The sequence below is a fragment of the Paenibacillus sp. CF095 genome (assembly GCF_900101225.1).
Classification (GTDB): domain Bacteria; phylum Bacillota; class Bacilli; order Paenibacillales; family Paenibacillaceae; genus Paenibacillus.
The window spans coordinates 1-16,401 of sequence record NZ_FMZN01000014.1 but is presented as its reverse complement, the minus strand read 5'-3'; the positions used below and the strand labels follow the sequence as shown (position 1 = coordinate 16,401).

General features: G+C 41.0%; 12 protein-coding genes. 1 reads left to right on the top strand and 11 read right to left on the bottom strand.

Features of this window, described 5'->3' with window-relative positions; translation table 11 throughout:
- The 11 genes from BLS69_RS31805 to BLS69_RS31750 all read right to left on the bottom strand — a co-directional run.
- Positions 1–821 (bottom strand): CRISPR system precrRNA processing endoribonuclease RAMP protein Cas6 (locus tag BLS69_RS31805; protein WP_091039319.1); only part of this gene is annotated, 821 nt, incomplete at its 3' end.
- A 496-nt stretch (positions 822–1,317) separates the two neighbouring features.
- Entirely contained in the window at positions 1,318–2,457 is a 1,140-nt protein-coding gene (gene cmr6 / locus BLS69_RS31800) for a type III-B CRISPR module RAMP protein Cmr6 (protein ID WP_091039318.1), read from the bottom strand.
- Positions 2,454–2,882: a type III-B CRISPR module-associated protein Cmr5 gene (cmr5, locus tag BLS69_RS31795; RefSeq protein ID WP_091039316.1), complete on the bottom strand. Its 429-nt coding sequence runs from the start codon at positions 2,880–2,882 to the stop codon at positions 2,454–2,456. Before cmr5 ends, cmr6 begins: the two co-directional genes overlap by 4 nt.
- A complete protein-coding gene (gene cmr4, locus BLS69_RS31790; protein WP_091039314.1) occupies positions 2,875–3,858 on the bottom strand; it encodes a type III-B CRISPR module RAMP protein Cmr4 in 984 nt (327 codons plus the stop codon). The genes cmr5 and cmr4 overlap by 8 nt, the downstream gene beginning before the upstream one ends.
- Before the next feature lie 38 nt (positions 3,859–3,896).
- Positions 3,897–5,060, bottom strand: a complete 1,164-nt coding sequence (locus BLS69_RS31785; protein WP_091039313.1) for a type III-B CRISPR module-associated Cmr3 family protein — start codon at positions 5,058–5,060, stop codon at positions 3,897–3,899.
- Positions 5,032–6,714 carry a type III-B CRISPR-associated protein Cas10/Cmr2 gene (gene cas10, locus BLS69_RS31780; RefSeq protein WP_091039311.1) on the bottom strand — a complete coding sequence of 561 codons (1,683 nt, stop codon included), beginning with the start codon at positions 6,712–6,714 and terminating at the stop codon, positions 5,032–5,034. The genes BLS69_RS31785 and cas10 overlap by 29 nt, the downstream gene beginning before the upstream one ends.
- Positions 6,701–7,657: a type III-B CRISPR module RAMP protein Cmr1 gene (cmr1, locus tag BLS69_RS31775; RefSeq protein ID WP_091039309.1), complete on the bottom strand. Its 957-nt coding sequence runs from the start codon at positions 7,655–7,657 to the stop codon at positions 6,701–6,703. Before cmr1 ends, cas10 begins: the two co-directional genes overlap by 14 nt.
- Before the next feature lie 59 nt (positions 7,658–7,716).
- Positions 7,717–8,670, bottom strand: coding sequence for a DUF6602 domain-containing protein (locus BLS69_RS31770; protein ID WP_091039308.1), 954 nt, complete (start codon positions 8,668–8,670; stop codon positions 7,717–7,719).
- 1,426 nt (positions 8,671–10,096) lie between these two features.
- Positions 10,097–10,762, bottom strand: a complete 666-nt coding sequence (locus tag BLS69_RS31760; RefSeq protein ID WP_091039304.1) for a hypothetical protein — start codon at positions 10,760–10,762, stop codon at positions 10,097–10,099.
- A gap of 1,610 nt (positions 10,763–12,372) precedes the next feature.
- Entirely contained in the window at positions 12,373–14,004 is a 1,632-nt protein-coding gene (locus tag BLS69_RS31755; protein WP_091039303.1) for a WG repeat-containing protein, read from the bottom strand.
- A gap of 255 nt (positions 14,005–14,259) precedes the next feature.
- On the bottom strand, positions 14,260–14,592 hold the full coding sequence (locus BLS69_RS31750; protein WP_091039301.1) for a helix-turn-helix domain-containing protein: 333 nt from the start codon (positions 14,590–14,592) through the stop codon (positions 14,260–14,262).
- 294 nt (positions 14,593–14,886) lie between these two features.
- Between BLS69_RS31750 and BLS69_RS31745 the strand changes: the two genes are divergently transcribed.
- A complete protein-coding gene (locus tag BLS69_RS31745; protein WP_256332467.1) occupies positions 14,887–15,759 on the top strand; it encodes a DNA-binding protein in 873 nt (290 codons plus the stop codon).
- Positions 15,760–16,401 lie beyond the last annotated feature (642 nt).

Below are 16,401 nucleotides of genomic sequence, written 5' to 3'. Positions count from 1 at the left end.
ATACGGGCAGCGTTAAGCCAAGGGATAAAGGGAGACAGTTCCCCCTTAAACGTTAGTGAACTCAGCATGCCGCTCCAATCCACCGATTCTTTTTTTCGACTAGAGTATCCATGCATCTCATTCAGATATAACCCGGAAGACGTCAGGCTCATCTCGCTTGCCAATTCACATACCTTCATCGCTACATCCGTGTTTATATTTCCTCCATAACGCTCCGTCAACAACTGAATTCTTTTCGTAATGCTCCGAATGATTGTGGGAAAATCAATTGTCTGTACCAGCGCCCCACCTCGACGTATCCGAACAGGGGTCAACAGATGTACAGAACACCATGAAGCATGTTCTTGCAGCGCATGGACAGAAATATTTTCGGGTGTAGCTGCGTTCATCTCGAATTGTCCCTGTTTCCAAATGAGTCCGTACTGATCTGCATGAAAAATGTCTGTTAGTTCGAATGCCTTACGTTCGGCTCCGATTCCAAATGTTTGTGCCTGAGTCAACGAAGTCGCGATATCCTTGGCGTAACGAACCGCATCTCCGATCAAGATGAGCTTGAAGCATAACGCATCACCCTTATCATAAACTGGTTTTGGCCGGGGTGGTTCAATGATATAAGGGTTGACGATATCCTGTGCAGCACCACCCCATCGGCGATTCTCGAATATATACCTATAGGATTCAGAATGCCGAGTTAGCGCCCAACCAGTCACACCATGAAGCGTAGAGCCGAGAAATGCGGGTAAACGTGTCGTTTCCTTACATTCAAGTCGAATGAGTAACGGGAGGTATTCCAACGAAAAAATAGGTACTTGTCTATTCATACGATACTCCAATTCTGATGTAGATAAAAGATTACAAAACTAACGGCAAGCTATTTGTAATTAACCCGAAGCACTACATATGGAGTGCGACGTTGGCTGTACTGAATTTATAACATAGGAGGGATAATTTCAATCCACGCATTCTAGTGCGACTCGGAATGGACCAAGACATGATGGACTCGGCAATATTTCAATCCACGCACTCATACAGAGTGCGACGTGATGTCCATCCAATACGGTATCGACCTCTACAAGCGATTTCAATCCACTCACTCATGCAGAGTTCGACAGCGAAAACAACGTAATTACCTAATCTAATGAGAAGATACGTGCGTCTTTTCGCTATTAAAACTTCTTTATAACCATTACTCAAATCATTTTAACAAAAAAATTGTTTCCAAAAGTTCACAAAATTGACGTTTTCGACAAATTTCAAGGTGCGAATTTCCCGGGAAAATCATGTGAGCTTGGGGTTCGCACCTCAGGATAAACAGTTCTAATTCGGTAAAAGCATCATTTGAATGGCCTTACATTTATCAGCTTGTTTACCAGAACCTTTTTTCTTCGTTGAAGTAACCCATTCTCCAATCTCTGTCCAATAATTCTTCAAAGCTTGTGCAGCTTCAGTATCATTGGACTCAATAATTTGGAGATAGATTTCCCTCTTACTCACTCCAATATCTTGTACCGAAGACGATAAATACTTGATTCTAAAAATCAACTTTTCCTTTTCCGTCATATTACTCAATATACTCTCTGCAGATTCCTCTGAGGCAGTAGTATATATTTCTTCTGATCGATTGAAGCGTCCGTACCCTGACGAAGACTTACTGCCTACCCCAAGCTCTTTAAAAGCTGTAGATATCCAATAACTGAGCATTTCCATCAACGGCTCAGGTAAAATAGAAAGCTCGGATGCTATTGTAGCAAGCTTCCGTTTATCCACGGTCAGCATCAATTGAACTGAATGGACACTGGCAGCATAAAATGTATTAGGTACGGGATTCTTCGTGTCACTGGGTAGCTCTTTGTTAGCATAGTACTCACCAAAATGCGGGGTTAATACATCCAACTTAATTTCTAATCCATTATGAAATAAGATGTCGTAGAACTGAACGATTCCCTGCCCATCCTCACTTCCGAATAAGGCTCGTCCAAGCACGCCTATAATCCCTTTATTGGTAGCCAGATTCGTAGCCTCGCCTTCCAACAAAGCATCAAGAAACCACCGACGTGCTACTCCTTTAATACTCGATGCAGGAATATAAGGTACACCATACACGGGATGTATCGTAAGGCTGCTTTCATTCACATGCGAACTACCCAAACCATGGAGGATCAATGACGTGTCCTTCAGACGAAGTATCTTAAAATAATAGCTGGACTCCAACAGCTTTAACATACTTTCCTTACGTTTTTCAGCTGCTTCGGCCACTCGAATCATTTGCGATAGTGTTTGTTTAGTAAACGATTTTTTTTGCTTTCCAAACTTCACATTTTTGTATTTGTCGAAGCTAATATCTTGATTATAGTGGAGAAGGTACCATAAATGATCAGCTTTTGGTTTCCGACGTAAAATCTCACCCGTATCCTTCGGATGGTAGATCCGATGATCACTTTCAGTCATCTTTGTCATAAGTCTTCTTCCCCAGGCCGCTGCTCCTGTTCGCTACACATACCTGTAGCAAATTTTCGCATCCAATTAAGCAATGCATGTACTTCTGTTGTCACCCTTCGGTATTGTTCACTATTTAAGGATACAAGCTCTCCTAAGAAATCTTTATTTTGCTCCATTTGTAGTTCTGGTTTATTCATAATCCAATGACTAATAGATTGATAAATCAAATCATACTGATTTTCCTTACCTTTAGAATAATAAAATGCCATGGATTGCCCCAGCCCGTTAACCTGAATCATGCTAGGAAGACGTTTAAGATAAGAGGAATACAATTTAATTTTTTCTGAGCTACTCAGTTGATTGACAGCCTTTTGAACTTCCTGAAAAGCATAACTTGCTCTACCGCCTTCAATTTGTTGGATAGAAGGTTGTTGATCACTCATTTTCATTTCCACCTTCCAATCGAATGTTGCGCATGATTCCCTTGCCTATGGTAAACGAACCTCCTAATTGAAACACTTCAGGGAAGTGGTCCTGAGTAACATACCTTTTTACATCCTCAGCTGTATGTAAACTGCTTTTTTTAATCAGTTCTGCTCCAGCTCTATTCGGTTTTTTTTGAGATTCTCTTGGTTTCCCAAACAGAAGCGCACTGTAAAAGACAGTTTCAGGAGGTATATTTTCTTCATACCACAACCCACCTTCAACCTGACCATTGTCTTCTACCCGAATACGAGCGTTGACTTCAGTTGACATTTGTACAAAATCAGTAAATTCATCATCTGATAAAACTACTAGACGATCTCTAATGCCAATAGATCCATTTGGAGTACCAATCCATGCCTCCAATTTCTCAGCTAAACGTTCGGTGTCCTCAGAACTTTTTACAGTAAACGTATATTCCTCAAGCACAATGCTACCTGATAGACTAGTTTCCCCTTTTGCGGAGTTGATTAAAAGGGCATCGCCAGAGACACTACCTGCCTCAACCACGGGAAGAATTAAAGAGTCTATCTTTTCTTGATTTGCAGCATTCAACATAGTAAGTTCACGATTATAACGTTGCACTACATATGGACAAGTAACCCATGCAAAGGTACCTCTTAATGATCTTATTGGGAACAAGAGAATACGTGCATCAAGGAATGATACTGCACTCGCCTGAGAATCGTTATGCTCATCATCTCGTGGGGATGATCCAAAAACTTTTGAAAAATCCGCTATCTCCTCAGAACTTTCACCGATTCTTCCAGACACGGTACGTTTCCATGCACCTTTGAGAGTAGAGCTTTCAATCTTTGGAAATGCCGTATGCTTTTCTCGCTGAATCGGAAGATCTACGATCCCAATTTCACTTCCGCTACCCGCATGGACCGAAGTAACGGCGTATAATAGAAAAGGTTTAAACGTGGTAAACAAACGAACTCCCCCTCGATCTTGTCATTTTCACTTCGAAACTATGGTTTGATACTGGCTATTACAGCAAATCCGAAACCTTCCTGATCTCTGCCCTCGGTTTCTCCTCCAAACAGATGAAATCCGTTAGCCACCTGACTGAGTGAAGTAATATCTTCTGGCTGAATACCTACATAAAACACCGTTCCAGCAGGTAACATCAACTGTCTCGGTTTGGGCCGATTCGCAACAATGTCCCACCCCCCGTACAATTCTGCACGTCCCGTAACCCAAGTCAACAGCCTAACATGCACGCCAGGAAACAGTTCCCAGAGCCAATCTTCAGTCTGTTCTGGCTGAGATAACGGACAATTTTCAGGCAGCACAAGTGGTGTTAACAGTATAATTCTAGCTCGTTTTGTATCATGTAAGGATTGAACAATTTGATTTAATTGTTCTTCTGACCAAACCTGCCAGTTCACATGCTCTTGTTCTAAGAACCATGGTCTATTTTCGGCTCCTAAGCTCACCATCGGCACCTTGGAGAAATCAGGAGCTTCTTTCTCTGAGACGATTGATACTAGCTCGCATTCTTGACGCATTGTCAGCATATTCATCTGAAAAAAGTGAGCATCCTCCGCTCCACTTGTCACGGCATCAATCTTAATCCCCGTCTTCATATAACCATCCACGATCTGAGACAACGAGCGAATATCCTGAATCTCTTCTTGCTTAAAAATCGCTTGGCACCATTGCTCCAACGGAACATATTGACCGTGGTGTTCCTTATCCTTGCCTTCACGGGCAGCTTCGCCTGTTCTAGTTAACGTGTAACCTGCACGAACGTTAGACAAAACACGGTTCGGAGCTAACGTCAGTATATCGGCTTTTAACTTTTCTTCACCGTGCTCAATCATCGAATAAATCCGGTAATCCAGTGGGACTGGTAAAAGAATCTCTCTATTTTGTCTGATGAAAACAGCCTGTTGCCGAAATTTCCCCATTTCTTTCGGTGTTCCCATCCATTCTTTCATATGTGCATCGCTTTCGTGACGAAAAGCCTCAAACGTGCTCCCTTGATGAATGTAAGCAGACCTGAGCGCACCATACACCGTATTAGGACGAGGTGGAAAAAGACCCGACCATTGAGACGGCACTCCCATTTCAGACATCATATGACCTTTGAAAAAAAAGGAATCAGCTGGCGTCAGTTTCAGTAATCGCACGTGATGTCTCCTTTCTGTTGAAGAAGGCCAACATTTTCAACAAATCTATAAAGCCCTTCAACCTTAATTGGCGAAATAACTCTGGAACTTGAGCTAATTGATGACGGTATTCCATTCGGCGTTCTTGATCATATACGGAACGATCCATAAGCCGGTAACATTCCAGTAATACCATTTCTTCCAAGTATGCTGGTTCTTCATGACTATCTTCTCCAATCAATCTCTGGAAAGTGGCTGCAAAATTATAAATGAAGGAGGTAGAAATAACTTCACCGAGAAGTTCGATGAGTTGTTCCAATGCTTCTGTCATTAGCACGCCATGGTTCTCCCAAGGTAAAACAATGGTACCTAAATACTCTCCTGAACGTGGAAGAACGGATAGGGCAAACGCATTTTTTAAAACAGCAGTACCACTGGTTGTAGTGTACGATTTTGCAGCCTTCTCAAGTGTCCTGGCTTCATTCAACATTTGTTGAAGCGGTGTCCTTTTGTGCCCGACAGCAATAGCTGCCGATGCCGTAGCTCCGTTTAACCCCGTATCTGGATCACCAAAATCTTTACGTAATTGATAAGCTGCTGCAAGAACCTGTTGAACAGGGAACAATGCAAGAACATCATCACCACCTGCATACAGCAATATCCCTTCATGCTCCTCAACAATAGAGGGAACTGTCACACTAGCAAAATGACCTAATCGCTCACTCGTATGCTGAACTTCAGATTCACTACCATTGAAGAATTGGCCCATGTTATCGCCATCCATGAGCAGAACCGCATAGTAACCATCCTGTTTAGAACCGATACCAACGACAGATTCATAACGGGAAAACACATCTGATCCACAATTGAATTCTTCTTGGAAAAAGTCGCGTGCAACCCTCCGCACCAAGCTAATCCCACATAAAAACTCATTGTCTCTTATGCGTGCATTATCTGGATCATTCGCATCTCCTGGCTTGAATTCATGTCGGCGTCTATTCCAGGTATCTCTCAATTTACGCTTTAAATCCCCATAGCGGTCACCGGAGAACGGCGGTTGGTAGCACAAGGCATCCATCCGTTGATATACCGTACAAGCAATCCCTTTTTCCGCTACAACCTGCATAGAGCGTTGTCCCTTGAGTGAGTGATACATTCGTTCGGCTTCTTGTCGATTCGATGGTGAAGCAATTGAACATGGGTAAGCAATCCAGTTCACTTCTAAAAAATGTTGAACTTGTTCTTCTGCCTGTTGCTTAAGCTGATGGATACGCTGTTTCCCTTCGTGCGTATTGTCTTGAAAGACTTTTTCTATGGACCAATCCGATATTCGGACCAATTCACCTCGAACGTGCAGTTCAAGGTCTGACATCAGTCCATGCGCCTTCTCCTCAGAAGTCTCCAGCGTAAACGTGATCCGGTTAGGATAATTGGCAACCGCCAGCGATTTTTTTTCAATTTGATTTGTCTCATTATCCGAAATGTATGGATAAATGACTTGATACTGGATCTGACGCTGCCTGCACAATTCTCTAATGGACCTAAGAGATTGCCTAATTAAGAATGAGAGAAGGTAACTCCCCCCCCACAAATCTTCCAACTTACGCGAAGCAGCAATGAAGGATTGTACCGGGCCGATCCCGAAAATGCAGTAATATCGGTTATTCTCCTCCAACAGTTTTCACTCCCATGCGATTCAAAAATTGGTTGCGCTCGTTGAAATAATTATCACTCCGTTGTGTTTCTTGTGAGGACAATTCGGAAATGACTGGGTGATATAACCCGTCAATTCTCTTTACGGTACACCATAAGGGAGATGCGAATCGTGGAGCAATCCCTCCTAGTGAACGCTTATCCTTTCTTTCGTGGGACGCTACCCCGAGTTTTTTAACAATCTCGAGTGCATTTTCGTGGCCTTCGCCAACCCATACTGAGGATAAATGTGGTCTTGTGAGCGCACGTTCTCCTTCTAGATCATTCAAAGTCAAATACTGTTTCTGTAGATGAACTTCCGCTTTCCGACCAATTCTTTCAAAAAGATGGCGTAAATATTCGAAGAATTCCGCAACGTCTATGAATTGATGCTGGTCCCATTGAACAGCACCAAATCCTCTTCGAGAACGCTGCCCCATACTACCTAGGATGAAAAATAGTTCCAATACATGATGAATGTAATCCGCAAAAGCGTCCCCTTGTGATTTTTCGTCCTTCACCTTTTTTCGAAGCTCAGAACGTAAGCTCACATGCTGATTAGGAGATATCATTTGTTGAATCTGTGGTCCACGTTGTCGATCCTTAGAGTTACGGTGAGGCAACATTGGGAATGATCCTGAGGTCAACTGGACATTATCCCATGTGAAACGAATTGGGGATTTCCCACCATAGCTCTGATCTGTGCCGCCGAAGTACAATGACTCTTGTTTCCGGAGCTCATTCATCCCATCTTCGACTCGGACAGCTCTCCACCAATATCGCAAAACACCCCGAACACTGGTAATACGAAATGAAATATCTTTTCTTGCCCCATGAATTGCCAAAGGTGTTAGCAATTCGATATTGTACTTACGTGTTTCAATCGCACTTGCATGCATTAGATCCTTTAAGAGTTTTTCATCCATTGTCTGTCCTCCCACCTTCCTGTTCCTTCACTTTATTGTCTGATTTCAGAATTATCGTATTATTCTTGAACTAGATTTTGGAATGCATTAGCATATGCAAAATGCGGGAACAGCATCGGATTATTGACTAACATCAGCAATTGATTGAGCTGTAAATTCAAGGTGAGTAACGGGTTGTTTGGAATTCTTAAATCCTCTAACTTGTTTGATATATAAGATATACTGATATCCTTCCCATCAGGGGACTGCTCTGCCTTTGTTTCTAGATGGATCTTACATTCCTTAAAATTCTTAGCTTGATGCTGATCAGGACTCGTAAGTAGGGCTAGGCCACTGTGATCTGCCTCATCTGAAATATGCTGATTAAGGCGTCTACCCCACCATCCTAACGTTTTCTTCTCGTTTTTGACCAACACTTCAAATTTCGTGTTATCTGAAGTTTTATCGATCTGCTCTTGAATAATGAAGTCGAAGTATTCTCCAAGCTCTTCTCTTGTCGTCATTAAGGTGCGGTCTTTAACCGACTTTTTGATACTAACGAGTACTTTAATGGGTTGACTTCTAGATTGAGTAGCATTGGTTACCCCAGTGGCATATCCGGTTGCCATTCTAGCGATGCCAGTATTTTTAGCATGAAGGCTGTCAATCTTTTTGGCCCATGTTTCTAATTGTTCTGTGGGCAGATCGGTGCTCTTACATTCAATAACCATCGAGACCGCCTCGATGGGAATCAACTTCAATGTATGGTACTGAAATATGTAAGGAGTGTATTGTTCATCGATAACAGCAATATCAACTTCGTTCGAAATCCCCCCTTCCGAATCAATAATCATTGCGCCGTGAACAAAAGAAAACTTTTGAGGGATAATACTTCGGAAAAACTTCACCCACATTTCCTCCCGGTAACTACCTGTTAAGCCCGGATGAGCCGTGGCTAATTCAATCTCTTTTACCATCAGGTTATTAAGTTCATTGTAATTATCAAAGATCAGCTTTAATGGATTACTATTCATATAGACAAATCCCTCCTTTAATCGCTTGAAATTATTAAGACAAGGACTTAGGCAATATCTATTTGACTAAATTCGGCATTTATTTACAAATTCCTGCACAACAAATATTTATTGATAACAGGAAATACTATAAAAAAGTATATATACAAGCCATTTTGTTGGAAAAATTAGAATTGATTCATGAAAAACGAATTCAAGCATTCTTTATTAGGGTAGGATTCGAACTTGGGAATAAAGAGGGAAAAGGAGTAATAGTGGAGGGTGAATCAGATGATCTTGTACGCTTTCTTCTTATCGTCTCTTAGGAAACTTTATAGATTAGTCACAAAATAAGCATAGACATAATTAGCTTAGAAATTATTCGGGAAGTAGTTGATCCAATGATCTCATTTACTTCAGGTACCAACCTATTGGCAAGTGCAAGCAAGTCGTATATAACGTTTTTTTATGCTGCTGGAATATTATCTAGCCGTACTCCATACGGATTTCGACTAAATACGCATTCTGATATTGGACACTTGCTAAACAATTCTACTCCACGCACTACATACAGAATGCGACGTTCTTGTGACCTAGTTTTACGAATAGTTCATTCAAATCGGGTATTAAATCTTCCATTCTTAACGCCTTTTAATCCCTATATGACTTCTGTCTTTCCGGATTTGAGGATCTTTTTAATTTGAGTAAGAAAGTTTTGGCCAACCGTTAAAGTACATTCTACATCAATACAGTTTAAAGTCGTTGCTCTCTCAGTGACGTGATTTTTACAGATGAAACACTCTCCTGCAGTGGTACGGTGAGTATTTCAATTCACGCAATCCATGCAGTGTACGACCACATTTGCGGATAGCACAAAGTCACTTGTCGGTAAATTTCAATCTACGCACTCCATACGGAATGCGACTACCCAAGACACGGTTTAACCATGAGCTGATTGCATTTCAATCCACGTACTCCATACAGAGTGCGAGCAGCAGGACCTACAGCAATACTCCAACGTAGTTAAATCTCAATCCACGCACTCCATACGGAGTGCGACAGCGGAAAGACACGCATCAAGTTATGTTTAGAATACCTTAATACGTATTTCCGATACTTTTTCCACATATTAACTCCACTATATACCACAACAGCATATATACTCAATATCCCTGTTGCCAAAAGATCTCAAAATTAGTGTTTTCGACAAACTTCGAGGTGCGAATCTCCCAGGGAAATCATGTGCGCTTAGGGTTTCGCACCTGCTTCAGATGACTTCATGGCATTTCACATTTCATTACTACCACTGGCGATACCCTCTGTCCACAGGATTCATAGCCCATATACTACTTCACTCACATCAAAATCCTGTTTCAATGGATAAGTCTGCTTCACATTACATGGACCTGTAGACCACATCGATATGTAAAATACGGGCAGTGTTCAGTCAAGGGATAAAGGGAGACAGTTCCCCCTCAAATGTTAGTGAACCCAGCATGCCGCTCCAATCCACCGATTCTTTTTTTCGACTGGAGTATCGATGCATCTCATTCAGATATAACCCGGAAGACGTCAGGCTCATCTCGCTTGCCAATTCACATACCTTCATCGCTACATCCGTGTTTATATTTCCTCCATAACGCTCCGTCAACAACTGAATTCTTCTCTTAATAATTCGAATGATAGTTGGAAAATCAATTGTCTGTACCAGCGCGCCACCTCGACGTATCCGAACAGGGGTCAACAGATGTACAGAGCACCATGAAGCATGTTCTTGCAGGGCATGAGGAGAGATGTTTTCTGGTGCAGCTGCGTTCATATGCAATTGTCCTTGTTTCCAAATCAATCCATTCTGATCTCCATGAAAAATGCCTGACTGTTCGAACGCCTTACGCTCCGCTCCAATTCCTAAACAATGAGCCTGAGTCAAGGAAGCCACGATATAATTATCGTAACGAACGGCATCTCCGATCAAGATGAGCTTAAAGCATAATGGATCACCTTTATAATAAATCGGCTCTGTCCGAGATAGCTCAATGATATAAGGGTTGACGATATCTTGTGAAGCTCCATCCAATCGGCGATTATCGAATACATACGTATCAGATTCCACATATCGAGTTAGCCCACTCCTGTCACACCATGAAGCGTAGAACCCAGAAATGCGGACAAACGTGTCGTTTCCATTTCAAGTCGATTAAGTAACGAGAGGAATTCAGCGAAAAATAGGTGCTTGTCTATTCATACGATGCTCCAATTCTGATGTAGATCAAAGATTACAAAACTAACGGCAAGCCGTTTGTAATTAACCCGAAGCACTACATATGGAGTGCTTCAAAATTTCACTAAAGATACTTTCCTAGATACGGATTTTAATCCACGCACTCCTTACAGAGTGCGACTTAATCAAAGCAGAGGTAAGGTCAACCTATTGTTAGTTTAAATCCACGCACTCCGTGCGGAGTGCGACTATACAGAGGGCTGGATAGCCTTCAACACTTGCTGATTTCAATCCACGCACTCCATAAGAAATGCGACTTAAATCAAGGGTGGTGGGCTAATTATGGCCGGAGATTACAATCCACGCATTCCATACAGAGTGCGACAATGCTGCAAGACTACTAATACAAACTAAACGAAACTTTCAATCCACGCACTCCATACAGAGTGCGACTCTATGGAACTTAACATAATGTTTAGTGTATCACTATTTCAATCCACACACTCCATACGTAGGGCGACATCCTAATCCACTAATCGTCATTGTTTCTGTCACTATTTCACCACGCACTCCGTACAGAGTGAGACCGACCATGGATAGCAAAACCCAAAACACTTCGGAGGTCTATTCCAATCCACGTACTCCATACAGAGTGCGACACCAATAGCTGATGAATTGCGTTCAATTTTATCCATTTCAATCCACGAACTCCATACAGAGTGCGACTAGCTGAGTACCCGACAATCCTGAGCGGCGCGGGTATTTCAATCTACGCACTCCATACAGAGTGCGACAGGAGGTAAATAATTATGTGGAACACTGAGCTATGGACTTTTCAATCCACGCACTCCATGCAGAGTGCGACAGCGAAAAAAGACGTATCATCTCTAATACACAAATGATAATAACGTATTTTCGGTATGTTAACTACTTTGATTCCATTACTCGAACAACTTTGATAATATTTCATCGCCAAAAGGTCATAAAATGGGTCTATTCGACAAATTTTGAGGTGCGAATCCCCCGGGAAAATCATGTGAGCTTGGCATTCGCACCTGCTACAGTATAGTAATGGATCACCCATATCATAGGAATCTTTGGTGTCTACAAGTTGGACTCTGCTTTTGTAAATATCGCCTAAATGTATAGAATCAAGGCTATCGGTCTATTTTATCCATTAATTCTTCCTATTCTTATCTTACGCGCCTGAACTACTTAGCATCAAGTATACATTTAAACACCGAATTCCGCACTCACTGACCGTGATCCACCCACTTTTGTATCGCTTAGACGCCACAACAGATCATAGGCAAGCATAGTCATGTTAGTCGGGCTACCTACGAGCTTAACGCTCCCAACGCTTTAGTGAGAATTTGTTCAGATTCGACATTGTGTTATGTTGATTGAAATGTCTAGTAATGGCGGGATTCTTACCTTCTCGTTTTGTAAATCGTGTATTTATCATTGTAAACTTCTCATATCCAAAAGTTTAACAACGTCAGTTAACCATCAATACCTGAGCGGAATACCTCGCTCCCTTTTGCATTGAAAATAACATACTTACTATTGTTCCCTAGCGGAACCCCACTGTACATCCCGTCACCAAGGTAGTTTACCAATGCATATGTTGGGAATATTCGTTTACCCGTCTCAATATTGTATGATGTGGTGATTAAGCCATCCTTGGCTTTTAATGCATATTGAATTCTTGCTATCGGATCAATATCGTGATAATAGTCGGTACGTTCGAGTTCAAGAATTTCGTATTTCACATCCATCACGATTTTCCCCCGACTGTCCACGATCCCATAGTTTTTCTTCAGTTTCACACGGTATAGTGGATTTTTTGTTGTCACTTTCTCAATACGGTTATTCATGTAATTGGTCCGCTCGATCAGTGGCACTATTTCATCGTATTTGGCAGGCAAAATAACCTCACCACGATTTCCAATCAATCCATACTTGCCACTCTTGCGAATGACGGCACTTCCCATCTGGAACAGGTTAGCCTCCTCGTACTGAGCGGGTATTTTGATGTCTCCCTGTTTCGAAACATAGCCCCATTTTTGATTAACCTTCACAGCAGCAAAGTCCTCTGAAAATGCTTGAATATCTGTATAATTGGACTCGAATAGCAGCGTTTGATCCTTTTTATAAAATGTCCAACCGGCACTTGGATCTCTCATGTCTCTCACAGCATAACTTCCGTCTTCTGAGAGAATAACCTTTTGATCATCTTGAGGTTCAACAATTAATTGTCCGGATACATCAACAATTCCTTCGCCACTTCCTTGGATTATCCAAAGTCCGTTCTGTGGCTCACCTAAACTGTAATACTGTTTATCTAAAGGAATAATCAAACCATCTTGCCGAACAATGGCACTGTACGCATCACGATGGAGTCCCCATTCTACGGTATTCCCTCTGAATTCGATTTTGTCTTGGAACTCTGCGGGTACCACAAGCTTCCCTTTGTAATTCATACTCCCCCACAGTCCATTTATTTTTACGGGGAATTGTCCTGATTTACGATATTCTGGCCCATAATTCTTGTCTTCGATGTTAAACGCCGTAAGCAATTTTCCTTTATTATTGATGAGTGCCCATTTACCGTTCTTTTTCACCAATGCTGCTTGATTGTAAAAGCTTGTTCCTTCTTCATATGTAGGAGAGATAACGAATTTTCCTTTGGTATTTAGGTAGCCCATCTTCCCATTTTTCTTCGCAATCGCCAGCCCATTGCTAAACCCACCGATATATTCAATGCCTTTATCCTGAAATATCACTTTGCCCTTACTATTCATTAACTGATTTCTATTTACGACTGCTACGCCCTGGTAGAATGCATCTCTTGCTAATTGGAACTGTGGCTTAATGACAAACTTGCCCTGGTAATTGATGAATCCCCACTTCCAGTTTTGACGAACCGGGATGAGCCCATTATCTGCTCGGTCAGTAAACCACAGATGGCTTAACCCCACATGTTCCTGCCCCTTGTCCCATTCCTGATATGTTGGTTCGGTTGCTGCTAGCGCAACCCTCGGTAGCATAAATATTGTTGCGATGAGCATCAAGAGTGCAATGCCGAGAATTTCCGAGAATTTTTGATACATTGATCTTTTCTTCAACATCATATTCCTCCTCCATTTAAAAGAAATTATCTTACTCTTTGATTAATACATAAGTAAAGAGAACTATCAATAACTTAATGTATCAAAAAGAACAGTTGCCAAGGTGGCAGACTGTTCTTGATTTCTTAACAATTAATTTAATAACATAGTACATATTGTGGGCAGTATCAATTTAAATCACATATCCCAACCTTACCTCCTCCACTTGCCCTGATTCTAAACAAACCTTGAACAAAGATAAACTATTAAACGTCTCTTCTACACCTCATCCCGATCAAATACTTCTTTCAAAATATTAAGTGCTTTTCTTTGCTCTTTCTCGCTTCTTTTTAGAAGTAATGCATGGATTGCCAGGATATCCTCGCTGTCTTGCTTTTTTCCTAAACTCATAAGATCAAAAAACTCAATTTTCAAGGCATTCGAAATCTTAATGATAGTCTCTAATGTGACGTTGCTTTCACCGCGCTCAACTCTGCCGACAAAGGAGAAAGATGAGCCGATTTCATCGGCTAAAGCCTGCTGTGTTAATCCCTGTTCTGTTCGTAATTTCCTTATGATAACACCAATCTGTTCAGCAATCGTTTGATTCATATATGTCATCTACTCCTCTTACTAAGAAGTCTAGACAATAGCTGTTATGTATTGGAGTCTTCACAAGATTCAAAATAATTAAACATTGCCCTTATAAGTATCATTAGTTATACTGTAAATATATTCAAAATAAACAATCTTCTGTCGTTATATAGTTTCATGATTAAACTTCTCAATACTAATTAAATTTTGAATTTTAAGTATATTTGTAATTAAACAGAGGATATTACTGCGTAGCAACAATTAAGAGACCCTTTTATAGTGAATTAAATCTAGTTTATGGAGGCGTTAGCAGTGGAGAATGCTATAGACAATGGAGTTTATCTGCTGTCGGATCATGTACATGTTTTAGATAAAGGTTTTGAGTTATTCCGACTAAGCTATAGACAGAGCGAATGGGACGAAGCGGATCGTATTGCTGACCACATTTTATCCTTGGCAGAACGTATGTATGAAAATAAGAAAAAATGGGATGAACTCGTTATTCCTTTAAATCAAATGATAAAGCGTCCTTTGATATATTATTTTGGCTATGGGTATTTAGCAAAATCTATCGTTTTCCAAAAGCATGGTCATTTTGATCTTGCTAGAGAATACATAGCCAAATATGCAGACTTGGGATGGTACGACAATGCAACAGATGAGGACTTAGTGGTAATAGAACGTTTTAAAGGATTCGCGAAGGCTAACGGATACGCCGTTGATTTGTTGTCCGGCAAGGAGGAGATATTAAATGAATATATTGATTTTATACATGAGAATGAAGAGGAAGCACTGCCGGGATTTATTACAATTGTCGAAGCCGCGAACTTGAATAAGTGGAATGTAGATGAATATTACTTTAACTCTATTACTGAACAGTTAGAAGCTTTTTCAGAGCTTGAAGACTTAGGGAATCGTGTATACTACGTACAATTACTTAATCAACTTGCAATATACAATTTGGGTCAGCGGCGGTACGATGTTGCTATAAATTATATCCTCGATTATCTACAAGTAGGGGTTACAATGGACTTAGACAAAGACATTATTGCAACTATAGGTATATTTGAGGATTTACGAAAAATTGCTACTACGGATCAGATCGTGAAGTACAAAACTATATTGCAGGGGGTATATGATGAAAAGAGCATTAGTAGCTACATTTATTCTGATGACATTTCTTAGTTTTGTGATTCCGGTTTCCTCTCCATCTTCCAATCCAACAATTTCTCCATTTAATCACGGTGTTAACGGGTAGAGTAAAGGGCCACTTGCAATATGCGGGTGGCCTTTTGTAATTGGACTTTAGATTTCGTTAGGTGCTCCTGGATTATCAGTGAGCGCTATTTTTATTTTCTGATCGGGATTATATAACTTAAAAGTGGAAATTTTTTAAAAATAGAACGTGGAACTGGGAGCAAGTTGAATTCACTTTTTAATTCTATAAAAAGGATGGATCATCATTCCATACAAAGTGTGACTAAAAATAAAAAAAGCGCCCGATGGTATAGGCAGCTAAATAATATCAATCCACGCACTCCATACGGAGTGCGACGTGGATCATTTAACTTTGATATCAAAATTGATCTATTTCAATCCACGCACTCCATACGGAGTGCGACAGCGGAAATACACGTATCAAGTTATGTTTAGTATACCTTAATACGTATTTCCGGTACTTTTTCCACATATTAGCTCCACTATATCCCACAACAGTATATTAACTCAATACCCTCGTTGCCAAAAGGTCATAAAACTGAAACAGGTTCGAACCCAAAGCTCACATGATTTCCCTGGGAGATTCGCACCTCGAAATTTGTGGAAAGC